Annotated in this window: 23 protein-coding genes; 14 read left to right on the top strand and 9 right to left on the bottom strand. The window is 70.7% G+C overall.

Annotated elements, in window-relative coordinates; genetic code table 11:
* Positions 1-29 precede the first annotated feature (29 nt).
* The 3 genes from FDO65_RS01850 to FDO65_RS22655 are packed head-to-tail and all read right to left on the bottom strand — an operon-like array spanning position 30 to position 3069.
* The gene (locus FDO65_RS01850; protein ID WP_137447780.1) at positions 30-1313 is read right to left on the bottom strand and encodes an MFS transporter; all 1284 of its coding nucleotides are present in this window, start codon (positions 1311-1313) and stop codon (positions 30-32) included.
* Entirely contained in the window at positions 1310-1963 is a 654-nt protein-coding gene (locus FDO65_RS01855) for a GntR family transcriptional regulator (RefSeq protein WP_137447781.1), read from the bottom strand. Before FDO65_RS01855 ends, FDO65_RS01850 begins: the two co-directional genes overlap by 4 nt.
* Before the next feature lie 44 nt (positions 1964-2007).
* Positions 2008-3069 (bottom strand): helix-turn-helix transcriptional regulator, encoded by a 1062-nt coding sequence (locus FDO65_RS22655; RefSeq protein WP_137447782.1) that lies wholly within the window; start codon positions 3067-3069, stop codon positions 2008-2010.
* A 244-nt stretch (positions 3070-3313) separates the two neighbouring features.
* Between FDO65_RS22655 and FDO65_RS01865 the strand changes: the two genes are divergently transcribed.
* From FDO65_RS01865 to FDO65_RS01875, 3 genes are read left to right on the top strand one after another with little or no spacing between them, the layout of a single operon-like run.
* The gene (locus FDO65_RS01865; RefSeq protein ID WP_137447783.1) at positions 3314-4468 is read left to right on the top strand and encodes a glutathione-independent formaldehyde dehydrogenase; all 1155 of its coding nucleotides are present in this window, start codon (positions 3314-3316) and stop codon (positions 4466-4468) included.
* Positions 4465-4869: a hypothetical protein gene (locus tag FDO65_RS01870; protein ID WP_137447784.1), complete on the top strand. Its 405-nt coding sequence runs from the start codon at positions 4465-4467 to the stop codon at positions 4867-4869. The genes FDO65_RS01865 and FDO65_RS01870 overlap by 4 nt, the downstream gene beginning before the upstream one ends.
* Complete coding sequence (locus FDO65_RS01875; protein ID WP_137447785.1) at positions 4866-6041, top strand: zinc-dependent alcohol dehydrogenase; 1176 nt, start codon at positions 4866-4868, stop codon at positions 6039-6041. Before FDO65_RS01870 ends, FDO65_RS01875 begins: the two co-directional genes overlap by 4 nt.
* A 24-nt stretch (positions 6042-6065) precedes the next feature.
* Here the strand turns inward: FDO65_RS01875 and FDO65_RS01880 are convergent, their stop codons facing one another.
* Positions 6066-7178 (bottom strand): polyprenyl synthetase family protein, encoded by a 1113-nt coding sequence (locus FDO65_RS01880; protein ID WP_137447786.1) that lies wholly within the window; start codon positions 7176-7178, stop codon positions 6066-6068.
* 98 nt (positions 7179-7276) lie between these two features.
* Between FDO65_RS01880 and metF the strand changes: the two genes are divergently transcribed.
* The 4 genes from metF to FDO65_RS01900 are packed head-to-tail and all read left to right on the top strand — an operon-like array spanning position 7277 to position 11283.
* Positions 7277-8167, top strand: a complete 891-nt coding sequence (gene metF, locus FDO65_RS01885; RefSeq protein ID WP_137447787.1) for a methylenetetrahydrofolate reductase [NAD(P)H] — start codon at positions 7277-7279, stop codon at positions 8165-8167.
* Between the two features lie 15 nt (positions 8168-8182).
* On the top strand, positions 8183-9676 hold the full coding sequence (locus FDO65_RS01890) for a potassium/proton antiporter (protein WP_137447788.1): 1494 nt from the start codon (positions 8183-8185) through the stop codon (positions 9674-9676).
* A gap of 40 nt (positions 9677-9716) precedes the next feature.
* Entirely contained in the window at positions 9717-10361 is a 645-nt protein-coding gene (gene lspA, locus FDO65_RS01895; protein WP_137447789.1) for a signal peptidase II, read from the top strand.
* 37 nt (positions 10362-10398) lie between these two features.
* Positions 10399-11283: an RluA family pseudouridine synthase gene (locus FDO65_RS01900; protein ID WP_137449380.1), complete on the top strand. Its 885-nt coding sequence runs from the start codon at positions 10399-10401 to the stop codon at positions 11281-11283.
* An 81-nt stretch (positions 11284-11364) separates the two neighbouring features.
* Here FDO65_RS01900 and FDO65_RS01905 read toward each other — a convergent pair whose 3' ends face one another.
* From FDO65_RS01905 to FDO65_RS01915, 3 genes are all read right to left on the bottom strand, one after another.
* Positions 11365-13011, bottom strand: coding sequence for a GMC family oxidoreductase (locus FDO65_RS01905; protein ID WP_137447790.1), 1647 nt, complete (start codon positions 13009-13011; stop codon positions 11365-11367).
* On the bottom strand, positions 13008-13511 hold the full coding sequence (locus FDO65_RS01910; RefSeq protein ID WP_137447791.1) for a hypothetical protein: 504 nt from the start codon (positions 13509-13511) through the stop codon (positions 13008-13010). The genes FDO65_RS01905 and FDO65_RS01910 overlap by 4 nt, the downstream gene beginning before the upstream one ends.
* Before the next feature lie 146 nt (positions 13512-13657).
* Positions 13658-14461, bottom strand: a complete 804-nt coding sequence (locus FDO65_RS01915) for an IclR family transcriptional regulator (RefSeq protein WP_137447792.1) — start codon at positions 14459-14461, stop codon at positions 13658-13660.
* Positions 14462-14663: 202 nt separating this feature from the next.
* Between FDO65_RS01915 and FDO65_RS01920 the strand changes: the two genes are divergently transcribed.
* The 6 genes from FDO65_RS01920 to FDO65_RS01945 all read left to right on the top strand — a co-directional run bounded on the left by FDO65_RS01920 (position 14664) and on the right by FDO65_RS01945 (position 20355).
* Positions 14664-14984 carry a putative quinol monooxygenase gene (locus FDO65_RS01920; RefSeq protein ID WP_137447793.1) on the top strand — a complete coding sequence of 107 codons (321 nt, stop codon included), beginning with the start codon at positions 14664-14666 and terminating at the stop codon, positions 14982-14984.
* 124 nt (positions 14985-15108) lie between these two features.
* Entirely contained in the window at positions 15109-16197 is a 1089-nt protein-coding gene (locus FDO65_RS01925; protein WP_137447794.1) for a zinc-binding metallopeptidase family protein, read from the top strand.
* A gap of 72 nt (positions 16198-16269) precedes the next feature.
* Positions 16270-17919: a glucose-6-phosphate isomerase gene (gene pgi / locus FDO65_RS01930; protein ID WP_137447795.1), complete on the top strand. Its 1650-nt coding sequence runs from the start codon at positions 16270-16272 to the stop codon at positions 17917-17919.
* 37 nt (positions 17920-17956) lie between these two features.
* The gene (locus tag FDO65_RS01935) at positions 17957-19099 is read left to right on the top strand and encodes a DUF2235 domain-containing protein (protein WP_166442000.1); all 1143 of its coding nucleotides are present in this window, start codon (positions 17957-17959) and stop codon (positions 19097-19099) included.
* Between the two features lie 29 nt (positions 19100-19128).
* A complete protein-coding gene (locus FDO65_RS01940) occupies positions 19129-19560 on the top strand; it encodes a VOC family protein (RefSeq protein WP_137447797.1) in 432 nt (143 codons plus the stop codon).
* A gap of 9 nt (positions 19561-19569) precedes the next feature.
* Complete coding sequence (locus tag FDO65_RS01945) at positions 19570-20355, top strand: SDR family NAD(P)-dependent oxidoreductase (RefSeq protein WP_137447798.1); 786 nt, start codon at positions 19570-19572, stop codon at positions 20353-20355.
* Here the strand turns inward: FDO65_RS01945 and FDO65_RS01950 are convergent.
* The gene (locus FDO65_RS01950) at positions 20319-20660 is read right to left on the bottom strand and encodes a sigma-70 family RNA polymerase sigma factor (RefSeq protein ID WP_137447799.1); all 342 of its coding nucleotides are present in this window, start codon (positions 20658-20660) and stop codon (positions 20319-20321) included. The two genes, FDO65_RS01945 and FDO65_RS01950, sit on opposite strands and share 37 nt — an antisense overlap.
* Before the next feature lie 368 nt (positions 20661-21028).
* Here FDO65_RS01950 and dnaE point away from each other — a divergent pair, with 368 nt between their 5' ends.
* Positions 21029-24565, top strand: coding sequence for a DNA polymerase III subunit alpha (gene dnaE / locus FDO65_RS01955; RefSeq protein ID WP_137447800.1), 3537 nt, complete (start codon positions 21029-21031; stop codon positions 24563-24565).
* On the opposite strand, the gene FDO65_RS01960 is transcribed toward dnaE, so the two are convergent.
* A complete protein-coding gene (locus FDO65_RS01960; protein ID WP_137447801.1) occupies positions 24558-25130 on the bottom strand; it encodes a CGNR zinc finger domain-containing protein in 573 nt (190 codons plus the stop codon). The two genes, dnaE and FDO65_RS01960, sit on opposite strands and share 8 nt — an antisense overlap.
* Positions 25131-25447 lie beyond the last annotated feature (317 nt).

A 25447-nucleotide genomic window follows, 5' to 3' on the forward strand; every position in this document is an offset into this window, starting at 1 on the left:
GGTGAACGGAACTCCCCGTCGCCGGGGAGTCAGGACCTCCCGACGGGAGTTCGGTCCGTCGGACCATTCGTGACGGTGCCGGCGGGGCCACTCCGTCGCGACCAGAACACCACCGGGACGAGCAGCAGGGACAGCGCGCCACCGGCCAGGGCGAGTGTGGCGAAGCCGCCGCCGGCCATCACGACGCCGGAGGCCACCCCGGCCCCCGCTCCGGAGAGGGCGATGAGCACGTCGATGGACCCCTGGGTGCGGGCCCGGTTGGCCGGCACGGTGGCGTCGACGACCAGCGCGGTGCCGGCGATCAGCCCGATGTTCCAGCCCAGGCCGAGCAGCACCAGGGACAGCACCAGCAGGCCGAGCGAGTCGCCCGGGGCGACCGCGCCGACCACCCCGGCCAGCAGCAGGACGACACCGGCGGTGACCGCCATGGGGGTCCGTCCGAGGCGGTCGACCAGCACTCCGGTCACCGGCGACGGCAGGAACATGGCGGCGATGTGCAGGCTGATCACCAGGCCGATCTCACCGAGTCCGTGGTGATGATCGCGCATGTACACCGGGGTCATCGTCATGATGGCGACCATCGACACCTGGGTCAGCACCATGACGGTCGCACCCACCGCCGCCCCCACACCCGGGCGGGGGATCGTGTCCGCGATCCCGCCCGCCGGCCGGTCCGCCGGCTCCAGCGAGCGGGCCAGCAGCAGCGGGTCGGGCCGCAGCAGAGTGAACAGGACCAGACCGGCGGCCAGGTAGGCGACCGCGCCGAGCAGGAACGGCCCGGCCAGGGCCGGGATCCCGAACGCCGCGGCCAACTCGCCCAGGGGTTCGACCAGGTTGGGTCCGGCGACGGCGCCCAGCGTCGTCGACACCAGCGCGACGCTGATCGCGGTGGCCCGCCGGGCCGGTACGGCCAGATCGGTGGCCGCGTACCGCGCCTGCAGGTTGGTGGCGGTACCCGCCCCGTAGACGAACAACGAGATCAGCAGCAGCGGAACGGATTCCAGGACGGCGCCGACGACCGTCCCGACCGCGCCGAGACCCCCGACCGCGAATCCGGTGGCCAGACCGATCCGTCGGCTCCGCCGCTGCGACAACCGGCCGACGAGGTACGCGGTCGCCGCCGACCCCAGGGTGAACAGGGCGCTGGGGAGACCGGCGAGTCCGTCCGAACCCAACACCTGTTCGGCCAGCAGCGCGCCGACCGTGACCCCGGCGGCCAGTCCGGCGCCGCCCAGGATCTGGCTGGCCACCACGATCCACAGGGTGCGCCGCTGGATCCGGGCGATGTCGGCGGGGGACAGCGTCCCGGTCATGGGTACACCGTGCTCTCGTCGTCCCAGCGCACCTGATGGGACTGCAGGTGGTCGGCGAAAGCCGCCCAGTCGCCGGCGGCCAGGTGTCGCAGCAGGGTCCGGTGGTCGTCGAGGACGCCGACCGGATCCCGCTGGATGCGGGTTCGGCTGCGGATGATCGACAGGGCCTGACGGTCCTGTAAGCGGTCGTACAGCGAGAGCATCAGCTCGTTCCCGGCGGCGGCGGCGAACGTCCGGTGGAACGCGGTGCCCAGCCCGACGAACCGGGTGAAGTCGCGGTCAGCCAGCGCGTCGGCCTGTTCGTCCAGGGCCGCGCGCAGCCGGTCGACCAGTGCGGAGCGGTCGGCCGGGTCGACGGCGCGGACGCCCGCGCATTCCAACGCGTGTCGCACCTGGGCCGCCTCGCGGAGATCGGTCTCGGAGAGGGCGCGGACCAGGGCGCCCCGCTGGGGCAGGACGGTGATCCAGCCCTCGTCCCGCAGCCGGGCCAGAGCGGCGCGCACTGGGGTGCGGCTGACCGAGAGCGAGGCGGCGAGCTCGTTCTCGCTGAGCAGGGTGCCCGGCGGCAGTTCGCCGTCGGCGATCCGGCGGCGGATCTCGACATGGGCCCGGTCGGCGGCCGAGACCGGGCCGGGTGCGGGAACGGGCAACGGACGATCCTCCGGTCGGCACGCCCGGGGGACCCCGGGCCGACCTAGGATACAACTCGGATCCCAGTTGACCCCTGCCGGTTCGGCGGCTGTCGATCCGGCTTGGCGGCGGGCGGGACGTAGAGCCCGTCCCGCTCCGCCCGGACCGCGGCCAGGGTGCGGCAGGAAGCGCCGAGCTTGGCCAGGATGTGCTCGAGGTGGGTGGCCACCGTCCGCGGGGTCACGACGAGCCGCTGGGCGATCTGCTGGTTGGACCACCCCTCGATCAACAGTCCCAACACCTCGAGCTCGCGGGGGGACAGACCGTGCCGGTCGGGTGCGGGGGAGAGCAGGACGATGCCGGTCAGACTGGGCGGCCCGTCCCGCGGGGCGCGGAGCACGGTGACGCGGACATGATCGGCCGACGGCCCGGAGCACCCGGTCGGCGACAGGAACGCCGAGCAGACCGCGCCCTCGCGGATCCGCCGGTCGGCGGCGGCCAGCAGCAGGCTGGACGGGGCGAGCAACCCTCCCGTCGGCAGTCCCGGCAACGACTGGCGCCCACCGTCCACCAGTAGGACCGCACCGGCGACGGCGTCCCGTACCAGCCCGGCGGCCGCGAGCAGCGGACGCAGCGGATCCACCGCCTGCGCGAGGGCCGGGGCCAGCCGTTCGAGACGTCGACGGTTCATCGTCGACGGGCGTTGCCGGCTGCCGAACAGCACGGCGAGATGGCCGACGTGTCGCCCATCCGCGGCGAAAAGACCGATCCCGAGGCCCTCATGGATCCCGGCCGGGATGAGGTGGTCGGCCCAGGTGGGCAGGTCCGCAGCCGGGAACGGCAGGTCGGAGGGGCTGACCGGCGGCACGTCGTGGTCGGCCCCGGTGACCTCGAGGTCCCGGGCGAACTGCGAGGTGGACAGGAACTCCACGGTGCTCGAGTCCAGGTCGAGCCCGGTCACCGAGAAGTACCCGTGGGTCGGGGGATCGGCGATGGCCAGGAACGCACCGTCGAACGGGATCTCCCGGCGGACCACCTCCAGCAACGCCGTGCCCCGTTCGGACGTGGTCCCCGTCTCCGCGGCGGGCTCGGCGAACAACAGTGCGGCATCGTCCTGCACGCGCATGACCAACTCCGACAGTCCTGGCGACGTGAGTGCGGGTCGAGCCGAAGCCGTTGTTCGGTCGGCCGGACCGGTCACCACTGACCTGGTACCGCAGATCGACCGGTCCAAGCACGACATCGCGGTGTTCCGATGACGTCGTGAATCGGCAGGACTGCCGATACCGCCGGGCGGGGCCGGCCGACTCCAATGGAGTGCCTCCGGATGAGCCGTTCACGGCCCGTCCAGCCAGCGACGAGGAGGAACCATGAAGGCGGTCGTCTACGAGGGTCCCCGGAAGGTCAGCGTGTCCGACGTACCGGACGCACGCATCGAACGGCCCACCGATGTGCTGGTGCGCATCACCTCGGCCAACATCTGCGGCTCGGACCTGCACATGTACGAGGGGCGGACCGATTTCGAGCCCGGTCGCTGGTTCGGGCACGAAAACCTCGGTGAGGTCATCGAAGTCGGGGGCGGCGTCGACAAGGTCAAGGTCGGGGAATACGTCGTCCTGCCCTTCAACATCGCCTGCGGGCACTGCAAGAACTGCGAGCGGCAAATGACCAACTACTGCCTGACCGCGCAGCCGGATCCTCAGATGGCCGGCGCAGCCTACGGTTTCGCCGACATGGGCCCGTACGGCGGGGGGCAGGCCGAGTTGCTGCGGGTGCCGTGGGGGGACTTCAACTGCCTGCGCCTGGGCGAGGACGCGCAGGAGCGGCAGACCGACTACGTCATGCTCGCCGATATCTTCCCGACCGGCTACCACGCCACCGAGATGGCGGGGGTGCAGCCCGGCGACCAGACGGTCATCTACGGCGCCGGGCCCGTCGGCCTGATGGCCGCACTGTCGGCGACCATCCGCGGTGCCGGCAAGGTGATGGTGGTCGACCGGCACCCGGACCGGCTGCGGTTGGCCGAGTCGATCGGGGCCATCGCCATCGACGACTCGAAGGTCGATCCCGTCCAGGCCGTGCTGGACGAGACGATGGGCCTCGGGGCCGACAACGGGTGCGAATGCGTCGGGTACCAGGCCCACGAGCCGGACGGCCAGGAGCAGGCCAACCTGACCATGAACCGGCTGGTGGCCTCCGTCCGGTTCACCGGCCGCATCGGCAACGTCGGCGTCTTCGTCCCCGAGGACCCGGGGGCCAGTGACGAGCTGGCCAAGCAGGGGCGGCTGGCATTCGACTACGGCCTGTTCTGGTTCAAGGGCCAGCACATCGGCAGCGGCCAGGCCCCGGTGAAGAAGTACAACCGTCAGCTGCGGGACCTCATCGCCGGCGGCAAGGCCGAGCCGTCCTTCATCGTCAGTCACGAGCTGCCGCTCGACCAGGCACCCGAGGCCTACGAGCATTTCGACAACCGGGACGACGGCTGGACCAAGGTCGTCCTGCACCCCACGACGGCGGGCGCATGACCAGCCCCCGCACCAGTACCGGCCGCCGACCAGGATCGGGGTGGCTGGCGGTGACGGTGCTGTGCGAACCGTCGGACATCGACACGGCCGACCTCCCTGCGCCGCTGGCCGAGTTCCGGGAGCGGATCGAGGTCCGCAGCAGCCTGGCACCCGCCGACAAGGGCACCGAGTTGGCGGTCCGGTTCCGGGACCGGCCGGCCACGGGGTCAGCGCTCAGCCGGTTGACCGGCTCGGACCCGCAGGCCGACCTGCGGTCCGCGCTGCGGAAGGCCAAGCAGCTCATCGAAGTGGGTGAGGTGCTGGTCGTCGACCCGGCCCCGCACGGCCACCGGAAGAAGACGCCCGGCGGACTGCTGCTGCAGGCCTGGACGCGGGTCGCCGGGAAGGCCGGTGTGCGATGAAGGCGGTCACCTGGCAGGGCGTCAACAAGATCGGGGTCGAGGACGTCCCGGAGCCGACGATCCTCAACGACCACGACGTCATCCTGCAGATCGGATTGAGTGCGACCTGCGGCTCGGACCTGCACCTGGTCGGCGGGTACATCCCCGCCATGCGCTCCGGTGACGTGCTCGGCCACGAGTTCATGGGCACGGTGGTCGAGGTCGGCCCGGCCGTGACCAAGCACCAGGTCGGCGACCGCGTGGTGGCGGTCTCGTTCAGCAGCTGCGGACAGTGCTGGTACTGCCGGCAGGGCCTGTGGTCGCTCTGCGACAACGGCAAGCCCAACCCGGGGATCACCGAGGCACTGTGGGGCCAGTCGATCGGCGGGTGCTACGGCTACTCGCACGCCATGGGCGGCTGGGCCGGCAGCCACGCCACCTACATGCGCGTCCCGTACGCCGACCAGGGTGTCTTCGCGATCCCGGACGACGTCTCCGACGAGCGGGCCCTCTTCGCCTCCGACGCGGCCCCCACCGGCTGGACCGGAGCCCACCAGGCCGGGGTGCAGGCCGGCGACGTGGTCGCCGTCTGGGGTGCCGGCGGAGTGGGTCAGATGGCCGCCCGCGCGGCCATGCTGATGGGGGCGGAACGGGTGGTCGTCATCGACCGGTTCGACAACCGCCTGGAGCAGGTGCGCCGACACATCGGGGCCGACACCCTGGACTACCAGAGCAGCGACATCCCCGCCGAGCTGCGGGAGATGACCGGCGGTCGGGGACCGGACGTCTGCATCGAGGCCGTAGGCATGGAGGCGCACTCGTCCGGCCCGCAACACCTCTACGACCAGATCAAACAGCAGTTGCGGCTGGAGACCGACCGGCCGCCGGCGGTGCGGCAGGCGATCTACGCCTGCCGCAAGGGCGGAACCGTCTTCACCCTCGGTGTCTTCGCCGGGATCGTCGACAAGTTCCCGCTCGGTGCGGTGATGAACAAGGCCCTGACCCTGCGCGGCGCCCAGCAGCACGGGCACCGCTACATCCCGGAGATCCTCGACCGGATGAGCCGGGACGAGGTCACCACCGAGCACCTGGCCACCCACGTGATGGGACTCGACGACGGGCCGACGGGTTACCGCATGTTCAAGGAGAAGGAGGACGGCTGCGTCCGGGCGGTGTTCCGGCCGGGTCGCTGACCTGGGCCCGCCGCACGTCGGGTCCTATGCCCGGCGTGCGGTGGCCCGGCGGGCCAGCTGCTCCAGCTCGGACCGCACCCCGACCGTCACGACCGGACGGCCGTCCGGCGTCGTCCGGTCGAGCGCGCCGAGCCCCGAGGCGACCAGGGCGGAGATGCGCCGCTCGACCTGGGCCGGGCCCGACGTCGCGGTGAGGATCGCGGTCAGCCGCTCCACGTCGGCGGCCGGTGAACCGACCCCGCGATCGAGGTCTTCCAGCTCGGCGGCCCGGTCGGGGCTGGCGGCCAGTTCCGCCCGGGCCACCGCCAGGAGCACGGTGCGCTTGCCCTCGACCAGGTCGTCACCGGCCGGCTTCCCGGTCACCGCCGGGTCGCCGAACACCCCCAACTCATCGTCCCGCAGCTGGAACGCCACCCCGATATCGGAGCCGAAATCCAGCAGGGCGTGGACGGTCTCGGCCGGGGCGCCGGCCGCGACCGCCCCCAGGTGCAGCGGCCGCTGCACCGTGTAGGCCGCCGTCTTGTACCGGTTGACCAGCATCGCGTCCGCCTCCTGTTCGGCCGGGTCGGTGGTGGCCGCGGTGGAGGTGAACAGGTCGAGCAGTTGCCCGGCGGTCACCTCCGTCCGCATCGCCGCCCACACCGGGGCCGCCTGCGGCACGACGCCCAGGGCGAGCGCGCCCGCGGTGAAGAGGTCGTCGGCCCACATCAGCGCGAGGTCGCCCAGCAGGATCGCGGCCGACACCCCGAAGTGGTCGGCGTCGCCGACCCAGCCCGCGTCGGCGTGATCGGCGGCCAAGGCCCGGTGGGTGGCCGGCGCACCCCGCCGGCGGTCCGAGCGGTCGATGACGTCGTCGTGGATCAGGGCGCTGGCCTGCAGCAGCTCCAGGGCCGCGCCGAGCAGCAGCACCCCGGATCCGTCGGTGCCGCCGGTGTCGGCATCGGCCTGTCCGGCCCGCCAGCCGAGCCACAGGAACCGTGGCCGGATCCGCTTCCCGCCGTCGAGCACGAAGGCCACCAGCCGATCGGCCGGGGCGCCCAGACGCGGGTCGATCGCGACGAGTTCCTGCCGGCGAGCGGCCAGTTCCCGGACGAGAACGTCCTGCAGGGCGGTGGTGTCCAGTCCGGCCTCGGTCATCCCTTCAGTCTGCCGCCCGACACCGCGGACATTCGTCACCGGGCCGTGCCAGGCGAGCCGGTGCCTCGCGGTCGTTCGCGCACATTAAGGTTCTTCCCATGGTGTCCGTCCGCGAACGACTCTCCGCGCCCGGGCCCAAGTTCTCGGTCGAGTTCATGCCGCCCCGCAACGACGGGGAGGAGAACGTGCTGTGGAATGCGGTCCGCCGGCTGGAATCCCTGCACCCTGCCTTCGTCTCGGTGACCTACGGCGCCGGGGGTTCGCACCGCGGCCGCACCATCCGGGTCACCGAGCGGATCGCCACCGAGACGACGCTGCTGCCGGTGGCCCACCTCACCGCGGTCGGCCACTCGGTCGCCGAACTCCGTCAGGTCATCGGTTCCTACGCCGCGGTCGGCGTCACCAACATCCTGGCCCTGCGCGGCGATCCCCCCGGGGACGATCCGACGGCGGAGTGGGTGGCCCACCCGGAGGGTCTGACCTACGCCAGCGAACTCGTCCGGTTGACCCGGTCCCTCGGTGACTTCTCGGTCGGCGTCGCGGCGTACCCCGACACGCACCCCCGCTCGCCCGACGTCGACACCGACACCCGCTTCCTGGTCGACAAGGTCCGGGCGGGTGCGGACTACGCGATCACCCAGATGCTGTTCTCGGCGGCCGACTACACCGGTCTGCGCGACCGGATGCTGGCCGCCGGGGCCGACGTCCCCGTCATCCCCGGCATCATGCCGGTCACCTCGTACCAGCGGCTGATGCGGATCCACGAGCTGTCCGGGCAGAGCATCCCGGCCGATCTGGCCGAGGAGCTGTACGCCGTCCGGGACGACCCGGCCGCGGGTCGGGCCATCGGCATGGACCACGCCATCCGGATGAGCGCGGACCTGCTCTCTGAGGGCGCGCCGTGCCTGCACTTCTACACGTTCAACCGGTCGAAGGCGACCATCGAGGTACTGACCGCGCTCGGTCTGACCCCCGCTCTGCGTCGCTGACGGCCGGGCGGCCCGATGGATCTCGAAACCGTCCAGTTCTCCTTCGGCCTCGCCGCGCTCGTCCTGCTGCTCGCCCTGGTGGCGATCCGGCTGTCCCGACGGCTGGGCACGCCGTCGCTGCTGCTCTACCTGGGGATCGGCCTGGCCCTGGGCAACGGCGGCATCGGCATCGACTTCTCCGACACGATCGTCGCCGAACAGGTCGGCCTGGCCGCCCTGGTGTTCATCCTGGCCGAGGGTGGCCTGACCACCCGGTGGTCCAACGTCCGGCCCGCGCTGGGCCTGGGCATCTCCCTGTCGACCGTGGCCGTCGCCGTCTCCGTGGTGGTGGCCGGCCTGGGTGTCCACCTGGTGATGGGCTTCGACTGGCGCACGTCGTTGCTGTGGGGGGCGGTGCTGTCCAGTACCGATGCGGCGGCGGTGTTCTCGGTGCTCCGCGGCGTCGGCGTGAAGTCCCGGTTGTCGGCCGCCCTGGAACTGGAGTCCGGCCTGAACGACGCGCCCGTCGTCATCGCCGTGCTGCTGCTCACCAGCACCGCGCCGATCACCTGGACCGCGCCGTTCCTGGTGGTCTACGAACTGGCCGCCGGGGCGGTCATCGGTGCCGCGCTCGGGTTCGGCGGCGCCTGGGTGCTCCGCCGGGCGGCGCTGCCGGCCGCCGGCCTGTACCCGCTGGCGGCGCTCGGGCTGGCCGGCGGCGCGTACGCGGTCGGCGCCTACGCGCACGCCTCCGGGTTCCTGGCCACCTACGTCTGCGCGCTGATCCTCGGCAACTCCCGGCTCCCGCACCGCGCCTCGACGATCTCCTTCGCCGAGGGCTTCGGCTGGATCGCCCAGATCGGCCTGTTCGTCATGCTCGGCCTGTACGTCGATCCGTTCGGGCTACCGGACGCGATCATCCCGGGCATCGTCATCGGGCTCATCGTGCTGCTGCTGTCCCGCCCGCTGTCGATCGTGGCCGCGGCCACCCCGTTCCGGATGACCTGGAAGGAACAGGCGTTCCTGTCGTGGTCGGGTCTGCGGGGGGCGGTGCCCATCGTGCTGGCCATGATCCCGTTGACCGCCGGCCAGCCGACCGCGGCGCTGCTGCTCGACGTCATCGTGGTGGTCGTCGTCATCTACACCCTCCTGCAGGGCACGACCCTGCCCTGGGTGGCCCGCCGGCTCGGGGTGGTCGACGTCGGCAAGGCCGAGGAGGTGCAGGTCGACGCGGCGCCGCTGGAGGAGATGGACGCGCACGTGCTGCAGGTGACGGTGCCGCCGGGGTCCAAACTCCATGGCGTCTACGTCGCCCAGCTCCGGCTGCCCCAGTCGGCCACCATCGGCCTGCTGCTGCGGAACGGCGAGCCGATGGACATCCTGCCCACCCTGCGCATCCAGTCCGGCGACCAGCTGCTGGTGCTGGCCCCCGAACGGGTGCGCAGCGCCACCGAGGAACGCCTGCGCGAGGTGAGCTCCGGCGGCGCCCTCGCCCGCTGGTTCCGGACCGGTCCGGGCGGATCGAACTGACGGGGCCCGAACGGGTGGGACGGTTTGGGACACTGGTCGGGTGAGTGTGCCCGCCGAACGTCCCGACCCACCCGACAGCGACACCGACAGCGCCCCGGTCGCGGACCCGCAACCCTCGGCGGCGCCGGTCGTCGCACCGCCGCAGCGCTTCCTGCTGCTGCTGACCATCGCGGCGGTCATCCTGGTCCTCGACCTGATCACCAAGATCATCGCGGTGGCCGTGCTGACCCCGGGGGAGTCGCCCCGCATCCTCGGCGGGCTCGTCTACTTCTCGCTGATCCGCAACCCCGGCGCGGCGTTCTCGCTGGCCACCGGGATGACCTGGGTGCTGGCGCTGATCGCCCTGGCCGTCGCCGTCTTCATCATCCGCATCGCCTCCCGGCTGCGGTCGCTGCCCTGGGCGATCGGGCTCGGCCTCGTCCTCGGCGGGGCGGTGGGCAACCTCATCGACCGGATCTTCCGGGCCCCCGGCTTCCTGCAGGGCCACGTGGTCGACTTCGTCTCCGTCTTCGGTCCGAACGCCGAGTACTTCCCGGTCTTCAACGTCGCCGATTCGGCCATCACCATCGGCGGCATCACCGTGGTGATCACGGCCCTGCTGGGCTACGACTTCGACAACACCCGCAGCAGCGGCCGCAAGGCCGACGCCGACGGCGCCACCGACCAGGAGGCCGACCGTGGCTGACGTCCGACACTTCCCCGTCCCCGACGGGCTCGCCGGGATGCGCCTGGACGCCGGGCTGGCCCGCCTGCTGGGGATGAGCCGCACCACCGTGGCCGGCCTCATCGACCAGGGCGACGTGCTGGTCGACGGCGTGGTCGCCGCCCGCTCCGAGCGGCTGGTCGCCGACACCTGGCTGGAGATCACGCTGCCCGAGCCGGAGCGGCCGGTGACCGTGGAACCCGAGCACGTCCCCGGGTTCACCCTGCTCTACCGGGACGCCGACATCGCGGTCGTCGACAAGCCGGTCGGGGTGGCCGCCCACCCCAGCCCGGGCTGGAACGGACCGACCGTGGTCGGCGCACTGGCCGGCATGGGCATCCAGCCGGCCACCTCCGGCGCGGCCGAACGGCAGGGCGTGGTGCATCGGCTCGACGTCGGCACCACCGGGGTGATGGTGGTGGCGCTGTCCGAGCACGCGTACACGGTGCTCAAGGACGCGTTCAAGCAGCGCACGGTCGAGAAGATCTACCACGCGATCGTCCAGGGCCACCCGGACCCGAGCTCGGGCACCATCGACGCGCCGATCGGCCGCCACCCGTCGTCGGACTGGAAGTTCGCCGTCGTCACCGGCGGCCGCGACAGCGTCACGCACTACTCGACGATCGAGGCGTTCCGGGCGGCCAGCCTGCTCGAGGTGCACCTGGAGACCGGGCGCACCCACCAGATCCGGGTGCACTTCTCCGCGCTCAAGCACCCGTGCGTCGGGGACCTCACCTACGGGGCGGACCCGACGCTGGCCCAACGGCTGGGGCTGACCCGGCAGTGGCTGCACGCCCGGACGCTGGCCTTCGCCCACCCGGAGGACGGGCGGCGGGTCGAGTTCACCAGCCCCTACCCGGAGGACCTGCAGCACGCCCTCGAGGTGCTGGAAGCCAGTTCCTGAGCCGTCGACCCCACCGCGCCGAACGGCGGAAGGGCCGGTCACCCCGTGGGTGACCGGCCCTTCCTGCCGGGCGAGGACGATCTACAGCACGCCGGACTTCAGCTGCTGGCCGATGTACTCGGCCTGCCGGATGGCCAGCGCGACGATGGTCAGCGTCGGGTTGGCGGCGGCGCCGGTGGTCATCTGCGAACCGTCGGAGATGAACAGACCGGGCACGTCGTGCGCCTGGCCCCAGCCGTCGGCCACGCCGTCCTCGGGACGGTCGGACAGCCGGCAGGTACCCAGGTTGTGGGTGGCCGGGTACGGCGGGGTGCAGTGCACGCCGGTCGCGCCGACGGCCTCGTAGATCGCGGTGCCCTGCTTCCACCCGTGGTTGCGGACGGCGACGTCGTTCGGGTGGTCCTCGAACCACACGTCGGCGGCCGGCAGACCCCACTGGTCGGTGATCCGGGAGCTGAGGCTGACCCGGTTGGACTCCTGCGGCATGTCCTCGCCGACCACCCACATACCGGCGGTGTGCTCGTAGGCGGCCATGATCTCGGTGAACTCCGGGCCCCAGCTGCCGGGCTCGGCGAACGCGGCGAGGAACGGCACACCCAGGGACAGGGTCTCCATGTAGTAACCACCGACGAAGCCGCGCGAGGTGTCGAGCTTGGCCTCGTCGGCGATGATGCCGGCCATCGTCTCGCCGCGGTACATGTGCACCGGCTTGTCGAAGCGGGCGTACACCGAGCCGGTCGTGTGCCGCATGTAGTTGCGACCCACCTGGCCGGAGGAGTTGGCCAGGCCGTTCGGGTGCAGCGCGCTGGCCGACAGCAGCAGCAGGCGCGGCGTCTCGATGGAGTTGCCGGCGACGCAGACGATCTTGGCGGCCTGCCGGTGCAGGTTGCCTTCCTTGTCGACGTAGACGACGCCGTTGGCCTTGCCGGTGGAGTCGTGGGTGATCTGCACGGCGTGCGACTCGGGTCGCAGATCGCACAGACCGGTGGCCAGCGCCCGCGGGATCTCCCGGACGGCGGTGCTCCACTTCGCGGTCGACTTGTCGCCCTGGAAGTTGAAGCCGTCCTGGACGGACGCCGGGCGGCCGTCGTACGGCTCGGCGTTCGTGCCGTAGGGGCCGGTGGCGTAGAAGTTGTAGCCGACCTTCTGGGCCCCGTTGGCCATCACCTTGTAGTTGTTGTTGGCCGGCAGCGCGGGACGCCCGTGCCGGTGGGTCGAGCCGATGGCCTTCTCGGCCCGGTCGTAGTACGGGGCGAGATCGTCCAGGGTGATGGGCCAGTCGAGCAGGTTGGCCCCGTCGACCTGGCCGTAGTAGGTCTTGGCCGCGAACTCGTGGGCCATGAATCGCGGGGTCGCACCCGACCAGTGCGTGGTGGTGCCGCCGACGGCCTTGACGATCCAGGCCGGCAGGTTCGGGAAGTCGCGGGCGACCCGGAACGGACCGGAGGCGGTGCGGGCGTCCAGCCAGGCCATCTGGCCGAAGGCGCCCCACTCGTCGTTCTCGTAGTCGTCGGGCTTGAGGAACGGCCCGGCCTCGAGGACGACACAGGGGATGCCCTGCGCGGTCAGCTCGTAGGCCAGGGTGCCGCCGCCGGCACCGGAGCCGACGATGACGACGACCTCCTCGTCCTCGGCGATGCGCCGGCCGAGCTGGGTGCCGTTCTCGGCGAGGCCTTCGGCGGCGCCGAACTGCCAGTCGGTGGCCGCGGGATTGGCGGGAGTGGTCATCGGGTGGCTCCAGACGCAGCGGCGGGGATGTCGGACTCGGCGACCTCGACGAACGAGATCGGGCCGTCGTACTCCTCGATGCGCGGCTCGGGCAGCCAGTCGAGGTCGTTGAAACCGCGGTTGATGTAGCCGCCCTTGTCGTAGGAGGCGCCTTCGTAGCCGAGCAGCTCCCACACCTCGTGGTCGTTGTAGAGCGCGACCACGGCGACGGCCCGGATGACCTTGAAGAACGGGGCGTCCTCGGCGTCGCGCAGCACCTGCAGGGCGGCCTCGTCGGAGAGGTCGGTGAACGCGCCCTGGCCGGTGGCGTCCAGCGATTCCAGGCCGGTCAGCAGTCCGACCTTCTCACCGATGGAGGCGCCGACGCGCTCGAGCACGGCGTCGGCCGTGCGCTCGTACGGGCCGTCGGGGAAGTTCTGGTGGGGGTAGGCCACGCGGAGCAGACGAACCAGGGTGCTGCGTTGGTTCGTGGTCAGACGCTGGGCCACGGTGTCGGTCATTCGTGCACTCCTGTGTGCGTGAGAGCCGCCGGCGCGGGGGTGATGATCGTCGAGCGTGATCGGGGTCACCGTAGCCACGTCGGACATGTATGGCCCAGAGCGGTTCTCGGGCCATGAGAAAACTCAGGCGGCTCCCACGTCGCGCGTCAGCCGGTTGTTACGCACTTCGGACAGCCGCCGGTCGGGCGACCCGGGGCGTGCAGACAGGCCTCGCTGCCGTTCGCCGTGTAGAAGCGGGCGACCCGCACGGCCGTCGCCCGCAACGCCCCCTCAACGACCACCCGCGCCCGCCCGATCCGGGCGTCCGGTCCGGAGACCGCGACGGAGCCGATGAGGGCGCCGGACGGGCCACGGACGGCGGCCGCCGCGCAACTGGAACCGGCCTGCCACTCGCCCCGTTCCCAGGCCACCCCGGTACGGGCGATCGTCGCGTACTGCGGCCGGGCCGGGTGCCGGTCGGCCAGGAAGATCTTGCCCAGAGCGGTGGCGTGCGGAGCCTCGTGGAACCCGAACTTGATGTCGTTCAGCCGCGGGCAGTTCGGGCCGTCGGAGGTGTAGACGACGACGATCTCCGAGCCGCGGTGGATGGCGAAGTACGCGGCCAGATCGAGTTGCCGGCGGAGCGCGGCCACCTCGGCCTGGACCGGGCGGGGCACCCCGATCTGCTCGTGCAGCGAGACGGCCAGCTGGTGCAGCTTGTAGCCCAGCTCGAACCGATTGTCCTGCCGGATGTGCACCAGGTAGTCCGAGTCGATCAGCTCGCGGGCCAGCCGGTACACCGTCGGCAGCGGCAGGCCGGTGTTGTACGCGATCTCCTTGGCCGTTGCCCCACCCCGGGAGGCGACGGCCTCCAGGATCGCCAGCGTCCGGTGGACGGACCCGCTCCGCGACTCCGATGCGGGGGTGTGTTCCCCGGGGACCGGGCCGGCGGGATCATCGGCGGGGGGCACGGAAGCAGGGTGCGGAGCAACGGTGGTCACCCCACCACCGTAGCCAGCGTCTTCTCACCCCGCGAGAGACCACCCGGCGAACGGTCGCCGGGGATCGGGGGCCGTGGCAGCATCGGCACTCCCGTGTGGGCCGTCGCCGGCCCGTCCGGCGCAGGATTCCCCGTCCGAAGAATGCCGTCGAGAAAGGCAGCGACGAAGCGCCATGATTTTCATCTGCGTGAAGTGGAAGATCAAGCCGGAATACGCCGACCAGTGGATCGAACTGAGCCGGGAGTTCACCGAGGGGACCCGTGCGGAGCCGGGCAACATTTTCTACGACTGGTCGCGGAGCGTCGAGGATCCCACCGAGTACGTGCTGATCGAGGCGTTCAAGGAGGACGCCGCCGAGGCGCACGTCAAGAGCGATCATTTCGTCAAGGCGCAGCAGGAATTGCCGCAGTACCTGGTCGAGACCCCGAAGATCCGCAACATCGTCATGCCGGGTGACCACTGGGATTCGCTGGGCGAGTTCGAGGTCAAGTAGACCCGCGGCCGGCCCGTCCGGCCGCCCTTCGTCGAGAGCCATCCGCCCCGGGGGGATTCACCCGGGCGGGTGGCTTTCGTCGTCGGCAGGGCCGACGACGGACGGACCGCGCCAGCATCCGGTGGTGCACGCCTTCACCTGCCCGCTCTGCGGCCAGATCGCCTACGTCGAGTCGCTGTCCTGTCCGTTCTGCGGCGGCGAGATCGGCATCCATCCCGCGTCCCACACGATGCTCCCGGTGTCGTCGGCGGGGGCGGCGTTCGCCAGCGCGCACTGGGTGCCCTGCAGCAATCGGGACTGGCGCTGCAACTGGCTGGTCGACCGCTCGGCCGAGGACTCGCGCTGCCTGTCGTGTCGCATCACCCGGCGCCGCCCGGACGCCGACGACACGATCGCCCGGGAGAAGGTCGCCGATGTCGACGTGGACAAGCGCCGACTGCTGCTGCGGCTGGCCGATCTGGGCCTGCCCGTCGTCCCCTGGTACGAGCAGGAGGGCGGACTGGGATTCGACCTGCTGTCCTCCCGGTCCGGTCAGGGGCCGGTGACGATCGGGCACGCCGACGGCATCATCACGATCGACGTGGCCGAGACCCTGGACGACCACCGCGAACGGCTGCGGGTCAGCCTCGGCGAGCCGTACCGGACGATGCTCGGACACCTGCGGCACGAGGTCGGCCACTACTACCAGTGGGTGCTCGTGGAGGAACCGGCCGCCGCCGACCGGCCCGGGGCGCAGGCGCGGCTGGAGGAGTGCCGCGCCCTGTTCGGCGACGAGCGGGCGTCCTACACCGACGCGATCGCGCGGCACTACCGGACCGGCGCCCCGCGCGGCTGGCAGCGCCGATATCTCTCCGAGTACGCGACGATGCATCCGTGGGAGGACTTCGCCGAGACCTGGGCCCACTACCTGCATCTCACCGACACGCTGACGACTCTCGCCTCGGCCGGGGTCGACCTGGACCACGAAAAGTTCCCCGGCATCCTGCACCGCGACATCGTGCCGCGGCTGGACTACCACGGAGTGCCGACGGCCGAGCTGCTGGAGGACTGGTACTGGTGCTCCAAGCTGCTCAACCGGGCCAACCGGGCGATGGGCAAGGGCGACCTGTACCCGTTCACGATCACCCCGGCGGTGGGCGACAAGATCGACTTCGTGCACCGGTTGGTGCAGCAGGTGGCGGCTGACTCGGGCAGGTCGGCGGAAGTTCGATAGGTTCGGCGCGAGCCTTTTCGCTTGCAGCGGTTCCGCCCCAGCCTTGTTGTCCCCGGCGCACCAGGAGTCTCCATGACGGGTTCGAGCTTCATCACCACCACGCCGCTGCGGGAGCGCCCGGCGTTCGCCGCGCTGGCCGAGCACTTCGCGTCGCTGCGGGACGAGCACCTGCGGGACCTGTTCGCCGCCGACGCCGACCGTGGCACCAGCCTCACCGCCGAGGCCGAGGGCATCTACCTGGACTACTCCAAGCACCGGGTGACGGCGGAAACCATCGAGCTGCTCGCCCAGCTGGCCGACGAGTCCGGCCTGGCCGCCCTGCGCGACGCCATGTTCGCCGGCGAGCACATCAACATCACCGAGGACCGCGCCGTCCTGCACGTCGCGCTGCGGGCGCCGAAGGGCCAGACGATCACCACCGACGGCGCCGACGTCGTCCCCGACGTGCACGAGGTCCTCGACCGGATGGCCGATTTCGCGAATCGGGTGCGGTCGGGGGAGTGGAAGGGCCACACCGGAAAGCCGATCCGCACCATCGTCAACATCGGCATCGGCGGGTCCGACCTCGGCCCGGTGATGGCCCACGAGGCGCTGCGGCACTACTCCCAGCGGGAACTGACCCTGCGGTTCGTCTCCAACGTCGACGGCACCGACTTCGCCGAGAAGACCCACGACCTCGACCCGGCCGAGACCCTGTTCATCGTCTCGTCCAAGACGTTCACCACCCTCGAGACCATGACCAACGCGCACACCGCGCGCGAGTGGGCGCTGGCCACACTGGGCGACGACGCCGCCGTGGCCAAGCATTTCGTGGCCGTCTCCACCAACGCCGACGCGGTCGCCGAGTTCGGCATCGACACCGCCAACATGTTCGGGTTCTGGAACTGGGTCGGCGGCCGCTACTCGATGGAGTCGGCCATCGGCCTGTCGACCATGATCGCGATCGGCCCGGACAACTTCGCCGATCTGCTGGCCGGCTCGCACTCGATCGACGAGCACTTCCGCACCGCCCCGCTGACCGAGAACCTTCCGGTTCTCATGGGTCTGCTGACGTTCTGGTACGTCGAGTTCTTCGGCGCGCAGACCCAGGCGGTGCTGCCGTACGACCAGTACCTGCTGCGCTTCCCGGCGTACCTGCAGCAGTTGACGATGGAGTCCAACGGCAAGTCGGTCACCCTGGCCGGCGTCAAGGTCGACTACAACACCTGCCCGGTCTACTGGGGCGAGCCGGGCACCAACGGCCAGCACTCCTTCTACCAGTTGATCCACCAGGGCACGTTGGTCATCCCGTGCGACTTCATCGCCTTCCTGCATACCCTGAACCCGCTGGGTGACCACCACGACTACCTGACCGCCAACGTCTTCGCCCAGGGCGAGGCGCTGGCCTTCGGCAAGACCGCCGACCAGGTGCGGGCCGAGGGGGTGGCCGAGGAGCTGGTGCCGTTCAAGGTGTTCGACGGCAACCACCCGTCCTCGACGCTGGTGATCGACAAGCTCACCCCGTACGTCCTGGGGCAGCTGGTTGCGCTCTACGAGCACAGCGTGTTCACCCAGGGCGCCCTGTGGTCGGTCGGCTCGTTCGACCAGTGGGGGGTCGAGCTGGGCAAGCAGCTGGCCCAGAAGGTCATCCCCGAGCTGCAGTCCGAGAGCACCCCGGAGCTCGCCCACGACAGCTCGACCAACGAGCTGATCCGTCGCTACCGGGCCGCCCGCGAACGGTAGAGGTATCACCGGGGCCCCGCCGGCCATCGGGAACACCGTGCGCAAACGACTGGTGGTGTGCTGTGACGGCACCTGGCTGACCTCGGACAGCCTGCGGGTGTCCAACGTCGAGAAGTTCGCCCGGTGCGTGAAGAACGAGCCCGACATCGACGACGCGGGCGAGTGGGTGCAGATCGTGCATTACGTGGCCGGGATCGGTACGGCCACCGGCGGGGTCGGGCGGCTGTGGAGCGCGGCGTTCGGCACCGGGTTGCTGGCCAACCTGGTGTCGGCCTACCGATTCCTGGCCTTGAACTACGACCCGGGCGACGAGATCTACATCGTCGGGTTCAGTCGCGGCGCCTACACCGCCCGGTCGCTCGCCGGCATGATCGAACAGGTCGGGTTGCTGACCCCCGAGGCGGTGGTGGGTAACCAGTTGCGCCGCGCCCTGATCCTCTACCGCAGCCGCGGAGTGGTGCGGCGCCGGCGGACCAGCACCATCGCGACGTTCCGGCGCCGGTACTGCCACCCCGGGGTCGATATCGCCTTCCTCGGCGTCTTCGACACCGTCGGCGGTCTCGGGGTGCCGTTCCCCAGCGTCGTCCAGCGCCGGTACCGCTTCCACGACGTCTCACTGGGGGAGGCGGTACTGGTCGCCCGCCAGGCGCTGGCGCTGGACGAGGGCCGGTACCGGTTCCGGCCCTGCCTGTGGGAGGCGCCGCCGGGGTCGCCACCGATCTCCCCGGACCGGGTCCGGCAGGTCTGGTTCCGCGGCGACCACAGCGACATCGGCGGCGGGCACGCGGAGACCAGGTTGTCGAACACCACGCTGCGCTGGATGGTCGCCGAGGCCGAGCGGGTCGGCCTGGCCTTCAATCCGCGCCTGCTCGACATGTCGTTGCAGGACACCGAAACCGTCGTTCCGTTGCGCACTCTCGGCCGGACCTACCGGCTGATCAACGCCGTCGTCCGCTGGTCGACCCGGTTGGCCGGGCGGCGGAACGACCGCTTCGACGGTGACCGGCGGGTGCTGGAGGTGCGGCCCCGGGACGTCAACGTGTACCTGGCCCGGTCGGCGCAGGAGTTCTGGACGACGGACCGGCGCTACCGGTCGGTCGCGGCCAATGTCCAGCGCTGGTGGGCCGAGTTCCCGGACGAAACGAGCCGGGCATTACGCATCGAGGTGGTGCCCGACTGACCCCCCGGTGGGGCGGGTACAGACCCGGCATGGCCATCATCGACAGCTCCGGCTACGCCCACGTCCGTCTGACCGTCACCGACATCGCCCGTTCCAAGGCGTTCTACGACCAGATCTTCGGCTGGCCGGTGGCCATCGACCACTCGGCGGAGGCCGGGCAGCCAGGGGTCTCGGAGTCGCAGGAGAAGTTCTACGGCGGCTGCGTCTACCAGCTGCCCTCCGGTTCGCTCTTCGGTCTGCGGCCGGTCGGCGACGACCGGTTCTCGCCCGATCGGACCGGTTTGGACCACCTCAGCTTCCTGGTGAACAGCCGCGACGACCTGGTGGCCGCGGCCACCGCGTTCGACGAGGCCGGCGTCGTGCACGGCGAGATCGTCGACCTGACCGATGCGGGCATCGCGTTCCTGTCGTTCCAGGATCCGGACGACATCAACGTCGAGCTGACCGCCCCGCTGAGCTGAGGCCGGACCATGGATCTGGGTATCGCCGGCCGCCGCGCCCTGGTCACCGGAGCCGATTCCGGCATCGGTCACGCGACCGCGGAACTCCTGCTGGCCGAGGGGGTTCGGGTCGCCGTCACCGACCAGGACGCCGACCGGCTGGCCGACGCCTGGTCAGGTCGTGACGTGGTGACGGTGGCCGCCGACCTGACCTCGAATGCCGCCGTCGACGAGCTGCGGCGGGAGGTGGCGGCGCGGCTGGGTCCGATCGACATCTGCGTGCAGTCGGCCGGGATCACCGGCGCCCAGGGTCTGTTCCACGAGATCGACCAGGACGGCTGGGAACAGGCCATCGCCGTCGACCTGCTGGCCCCGGTCCGGCTGGTCCGCGCGTTCCTGCCGGACCTGCGGGCGTCCGGGCACGGCCGGCTGGTGCTGCTCGCCTCGGAGGACGCCGTCCAGCCGTACGACGACGAGCTGCCCTACTGCGCGGCGAAAGCCGGCATCCTGGCCCTGGCCAAGGGGTTGTCGCGGTCGTACGCGACGGAGGGTCTGCTGGTGAATGCGGTGTCACCGGCGTTCGTCCGGACGCCGATGACCGACGCCATGATGGACAAGCGCGCGAAGGAGAACGGCACCGACCGGGACGAGGCGATCGCCTCGTTCCTGGACGAGGAGCGGCCCTACCTGGAACTGAAACGGCGCGGTGAGGTGGCGGAGGTCGCCGCGGTCATCGCGTTCCTGTGCTCGGACCGGGCGTCCTTCGTCAACGGCTCCAACTACCGGGTCGACGGCGGCTCGGTCGCGACCATCTGATCCAGCTGCTCGCCGATGCGGGCGGCGGCCCAGGGGGTGAAGGCCTCGTCCCGGCCGGGCGACCAGCGCAGGATGGCCCGGCTCAACGCGATCTCCGCGGCGTCGAGGGTCCGGCGCTGGCTCGCCCCCGGGCGGCCGGCGTAGCGGTCGACCAGCTTCCGGGCCATCGGCAGGTGGTGGCGGAAGAGCGCGTCCTCGACGTGGGCGGCGGTGAGCCGCCGGCCGTCCCGACGGGCCTCCAGCAGGGCCCGCCAGAGGTGGCCGTCGGTCCGTGGGTGGACGGTCGCACGGATGCTGACGCTCATCGTGTGTCCCCTCGCGCGACCCGACGGCCGGCAGCTGCTCTGCCGGCCGTGGCCGGACGTGTCCCCGCCCACCGGTCCGGGCGGGCTGACCCCGATCGTGGGGCACGGGAACGGTGGTACCCGCCGGACGCGGTGGTGATCGCCGGTTCGTCGACCGTCTTTCATCCGCGCTTCACCGCGAGTCCACCCCGCGGTGCGATCTCGACCTCGACCTGAGGGTGAGACACGCCGCCAGGCCTGCGACCTGGGGTGCTGCCGGCGGTGGTTTCGACTCGCCCGTCACTGTCGGGCCCCCGTGCTAGAACGGACTCTGCTCGACCGTGCCCGCCGGGGCTGCGGGGCATTGGCTGTGGGAAGTGGGGCGCTGCGTGACGTCGGCCGGTTCGGGGAGCGACTCCTTCGTCCACCTGCATGTGCACACCGAGTACTCGATGCTCGACGGAGCCGCGCGGCTGGGTCAGCTGTTCTCCCGCACCGCCGAAATGGGCATGCCGGCCCTGGCGATGACCGACCACGGCAACGTGTTCGGCGCACACGACTTCTACCGCCAGGCCAAGGCGCACGGCATCAACCCGATCATCGGGCTCGAGGCGTACGTCACCCCGGGCACCTCCCGGCACGAGCGCACCCGGGTGCGCTGGGCCAACGGCGGCGAGGACGACGTCTCGGGCGCCGGCGCCTACACCCACATGACGCTGTGGGCCGAGAACACCGCCGGGATGCACAACCTCTTCCGGCTGTCGTCGCGCTCGTCGCTGGAGGGTTTCTTCTACAAGCCGCGGGCCGACCGCGAGTTGCTGGAGACCTACGCCAAGGGGCTCATCGCCACCACCGGCTGCCCGTCCGGCGAGATCCAGACCTGGCTGCGGATCGGCAACTACGAGAAGGCGCGGGCCAGCGCCGCCGAGTTTCGCGACATCTTCGGCAAGGACAACTACTTCCTCGAGCTCATGGACCACGGCCTGGGCATCGAGACCCGGGTCCGGGATGGCCTGCTGCGGCTGGCCAAGGACCTCGAGCTGCCGATGGTCGCCACCAACGACCTGCACTACACCGACGCCGCCGATGCCGACGCCCACGAGGCGCTGCTGTGCGTGCAGTCCGGCAAGACGCTGGACGACCCGAACCGGTTCAAGTTCGACGCGCGCGACTTCTACCTCAAGTCCCCGGCCGAGATGCGAGCCCTCTGGCAGGACAAGTACTCGCTGCGCGAGGCGTGCGACAACACCCTGCTGATCGCCGAGCGCTGCGCGGTCGAGTTCGACGAATCCTCGTCCTACATGCCCCGGTTCCCGGTGCCCGAGGGGGAGAGCGAGCAGAGCTGGTTCGTCGCCGAGGTCGACCGTGGCCTCGCCCGCCGGTTCCCGGACGGGATTCCGCCCGAGGTGCGCAAGCAGGCCGACTTCGAGGTCGACGTCATCCTGCAGATGAACTTCCCCGGCTACTTCCTCGTCGTCGCCGACTTCATCAACTGGGCCAAGAACAACGGCATCCGGGTGGGCCCGGGGCGTGGGTCCGGCGCCGGCTCGATGGTCGCGTACGCCATGCGGATCACCGACCTGAACCCGCTGCAGCACGGCCTGATCTTCGAGCGGTTCCTCAACCCCGACCGCGTCTCGATGCCCGACTTCGACGTCGACTTCGACGAGCGCCGGCGCGGCGACGTCATCCGGTACGTGACCGAGAAGTACGGCGACGACCGGGTCGCGCAGATCGTCACCTACGGCACCATCAAGGCCAAGCAGGCGGTCAAGGACGCGGCCCGCGTGCTCGGCATGCCGTTCTCGGTCGGCGACCGGATCACCAAGGTCATGCCCCCGCCCGTCATGGGCAAGGACGTGCCGCTGTCGAAGATCTTCGACCCCTCGCACGCCCGGTACTCCGAGGGCGGCGAATTCCGCACCCTGGTGCAGACCGACCCCGAGGTCAACAAGGTCGTCGAGATGGCCAAGGGCCTCGAGGGCCTGAAGCGGCAGTGGGGTGTGCACGCCGCGGGCGTCATCATGTCGTCCGACCCGCTGCTCGACCTGATCCCGATCATGAAGCGGGAGCAGGACGGCGCGATCATCACGCAGTTCGACTACCCGACCTGCGAGAAGCTCGGCCTGATCAAGATGGACTTCCTGGGGTTGCGCAACCTCACGGTCCTGGACGACGCGCTGATCAATATCAAGGCCAACCGGGACGAGACCGTCGTCCTGGAGGACCTGACCCTCGACGACCCGAAGACGTTCGACCTGCTGGCCCGCGGTGACACCCTCGGGGTGTTCCAGCTCGACGGCGGGCCCATGCGGGCGCTGCTGCGCTCGATGAAACCCGACAACTTCGAAGACATCTCGGCCGTTGGCGCGCTGTACCGGCCGGGCCCGATGGGCGCCAACTCGCACAACGAGTACGCCGACCGGAAGAACGGCCGCAAGCCGGTCGTCCCGATCCATCCCGAGCTGGCCGAGGTGCTGGCCGACCTGCTGGGCGACACCTACGGGCTGATCGTCTACCAGGAGCAGGTCATGGCCATCGCCCAGCATGTGGCCGGCTACTCCCTGGGCGCCGCCGACCTGCTCCGCCGGGCCATGGGCAAGAAGAAGAAGGCCGAGCTGGACGCCCAGTTCGAGACCTTCTCGTCGGGGATGAACAGCCGCGGGTATTCCAAGGCCGCGGTCAAGACACTGTGGGACATCCTGCTGCCGTTCTCCGACTACGCGTTCAACAAGGCGCACTCGGCGGCGTACGGCCTGGTCTCCTACTGGACGGCCTATCTCAAGGCCAACTACCCGGCCGAGTACATGGCCGCGCTGCTGACCTCGGTCGGCGACGACAAGGACAAGATGGCCGTCTACCTGGCCGAGTGCCGGTCGATGGGCATCACCGTGCTGCCGCCCGATGTCAACGCCTCGGTGCGGAACTTCGCGCCGGTCGGCACCGACATCCGGTTCGGTCTGTCCGCGGTCCGCAACGTCGGCAGCGGCGTCGTCGACTCGATCATCGCCGCGCGCAAGGAGAAGGGCGACTTCACCGACTTCGGCGACTACCTCTCCAAGGGTGATGCGGCGGCCTGCAACAAGAAGGTCGTCGAGTCGCTCATCAAGGCCGGCGCCTACGACTCGCTCGGGCACCCCCGCAAGGGCCTGCTGATGAAGCACGTCGAGGCCATCGACGCCGTGCTGTCGTTGAAGAAGGCCGAGGCCGCCGGCCAGTTCGACCTGTTCGGTGAGATGAGCGCCGAGGACGTCGGCGGGGCGCTGACCGTCGAGATCCCGGACACCGAGTGGGACACCAAGCTGCGGCTCGGTTTCGAGCGGGAGATGCTCGGGCTGTACGTGTCCGGGCACCCGCTGGCCGGCGTGGAACACATCCTCTCGTCCCAGTCGGACACGTCGGTGCCCGATCTGCTGGACGGCACCGCGCCGGACCGGGCCATGATCACGGTCGGCGGCATCCTGACCAACTTGCAGCGGCGGCTCACCAAGAAGGGCGACCCGTGGGCGTCGGCCCAGCTCGAGGACCTGGCCGGCGGCGTCGAGGTGGCGTTCTTCCCGAAGGTCTATCAGGAGTGTGCGCTGCTGCTGGCCGAGGACGCGATCGTGCTGATCAAGGGCCGGGTGTCCCGGTCGGACGACCGGCTGTCGCTGCACGCGCAGCAGGTGATCGTCCCCGACCTGACCGACACCGCCGGCAAGGGGCCGGTGCAGGTCACCATCGCCGCGGCCCGCTGCACGCCGCCGGTGGTCACCCGGCTCTGCGAGGTGCTGCAGGCCCACCCCGGGCCGACCGCCGTACACCTGCGGTTGACTGGTGGGGCGGGGGAGAAGCGCTTCCAGATCGCCGACCAGTTCCGGGTCACGCCGTCGTCCGGGTTGATGGGTGACCTGAAGGCGCTGCTGGGCGCCGACTGCCTCAGCTGACCGGGATCGCCCCGTTGCTGTCTGCCCCGGCTCGACCGGTGCGGGCTCGGTGACGCCGGACCGCGGCCCGGTTGGCGCAGCGGACCGAGCAGTACTGCTGCCGGCCGTTTCTGGTGACGTCGACGACGACGGCGGTGCACGGATCGCCCGGCTCGCGGCCGGCGGCGCAGCGACCCAGGCGGTGCATCCCGCGGGTCGTCAGGTGCAGGGCGGTGCCGACGCTGATCACCGCGGCCAGCACGGCGGGAAGCGGACGCCCGTCGTCGCGGTAGTGCAGGTGCCAGCCCTCGCCGTCGTGATCGGTCAGCCGGGGATAGGCGGCCACTGCGGCCATCTGGGCGTTCAGCAGCCGGGCGCGGGACTGTTCATCCGGAGCATCGACGACGGTCAGCCAGTCGTCGATGACGGCCCGGGTCTGCGCATGGTCGTCCGGGGCGGTCGGGAACTGCATCGTCATCCCGTGGTCGCGGGCCCGGGCCTCGATGCCGGCCCGGTCGGCCGGCCAGTCGTTGGCCAGATCCGCGGCCAGCAGGACGGCGTACTCGCCGTAAGGGTTGAGATGCATAAGACCATGACAGCAGGCTGTCGGCATGACGACAACAGCAGCGGCGACGGTCCCCGTCGGCGGTCCGATCGAGTTGGGCCACGAGCACGGCTGGATGATCGAATCCCGACACTCCACTTCCCAGGGATGGGTGGTGTACGTGCGATGCGCGGGGTGTGGCGCGCGGCGGGTTGACGTGCAGGAAAGTGCGGGTGCGATCCCGGTGCCGTACTCCGGCATCGTCCTCTGACCGGTGCCGGTCCGGCGCTCGCCCCGACCAGCGACCTCCCAGCCTCGGGTGATCGATGCCGACGACTGCGATGGCCGGGGCCGTCATC

Source organism: Nakamurella flava, from assembly GCF_005298075.1.
Lineage (GTDB): Bacteria > Actinomycetota > Actinomycetes > Mycobacteriales > Nakamurellaceae > Nakamurella > Nakamurella flava.

Excerpts from the sequence above, each read along its gene's own strand:
- FDO65_RS01905 (WP_137447790.1), bottom strand. The coding sequence starts at position 13,011 with ATGACCACTCCCGCCAATCCCGCGGCCACCGACTGGCAGTTCGGCGCC.
- FDO65_RS22655 (WP_137447782.1), bottom strand. The coding sequence starts at position 3,069 with ATGCGCGTGCAGGACGATGCCGCACTGTTGTTCGCCGAGCCCGCCGCG.
- FDO65_RS01880 (WP_137447786.1), bottom strand. The coding sequence starts at position 7,178 with ATGACCGAGGCCGGACTGGACACCACCGCCCTGCAGGACGTTCTCGTC.
- FDO65_RS01900 (WP_137449380.1), top strand. The coding sequence starts at position 10,399 with ATGCGCCTGGACGCCGGGCTGGCCCGCCTGCTGGGGATGAGCCGCACC.
- FDO65_RS01920 (WP_137447793.1), top strand. The coding sequence starts at position 14,664 with ATGATTTTCATCTGCGTGAAGTGGAAGATCAAGCCGGAATACGCCGAC.
- FDO65_RS01870 (WP_137447784.1), top strand. The coding sequence starts at position 4,465 with ATGACCAGCCCCCGCACCAGTACCGGCCGCCGACCAGGATCGGGGTGG.
- FDO65_RS01945 (WP_137447798.1), top strand. The coding sequence starts at position 19,570 with ATGGATCTGGGTATCGCCGGCCGCCGCGCCCTGGTCACCGGAGCCGAT.
- FDO65_RS01890 (WP_137447788.1), top strand. The coding sequence starts at position 8,183 with ATGGATCTCGAAACCGTCCAGTTCTCCTTCGGCCTCGCCGCGCTCGTC.
- metF (WP_137447787.1), top strand. The coding sequence starts at position 7,277 with ATGGTGTCCGTCCGCGAACGACTCTCCGCGCCCGGGCCCAAGTTCTCG.
- FDO65_RS01850 (WP_137447780.1), bottom strand. The coding sequence starts at position 1,313 with ATGACCGGGACGCTGTCCCCCGCCGACATCGCCCGGATCCAGCGGCGC.
- FDO65_RS01875 (WP_137447785.1), top strand. The coding sequence starts at position 4,866 with ATGAAGGCGGTCACCTGGCAGGGCGTCAACAAGATCGGGGTCGAGGAC.
- FDO65_RS01950 (WP_137447799.1), bottom strand. The coding sequence starts at position 20,660 with ATGAGCGTCAGCATCCGTGCGACCGTCCACCCACGGACCGACGGCCAC.
- FDO65_RS01910 (WP_137447791.1), bottom strand. The coding sequence starts at position 13,511 with ATGACCGACACCGTGGCCCAGCGTCTGACCACGAACCAACGCAGCACC.
- pgi (WP_137447795.1), top strand. The coding sequence starts at position 16,270 with ATGACGGGTTCGAGCTTCATCACCACCACGCCGCTGCGGGAGCGCCCG.
- FDO65_RS01940 (WP_137447797.1), top strand. The coding sequence starts at position 19,129 with ATGGCCATCATCGACAGCTCCGGCTACGCCCACGTCCGTCTGACCGTC.
- FDO65_RS01865 (WP_137447783.1), top strand. The coding sequence starts at position 3,314 with ATGAAGGCGGTCGTCTACGAGGGTCCCCGGAAGGTCAGCGTGTCCGAC.
- FDO65_RS01960 (WP_137447801.1), bottom strand. The coding sequence starts at position 25,130 with ATGCATCTCAACCCTTACGGCGAGTACGCCGTCCTGCTGGCCGCGGAT.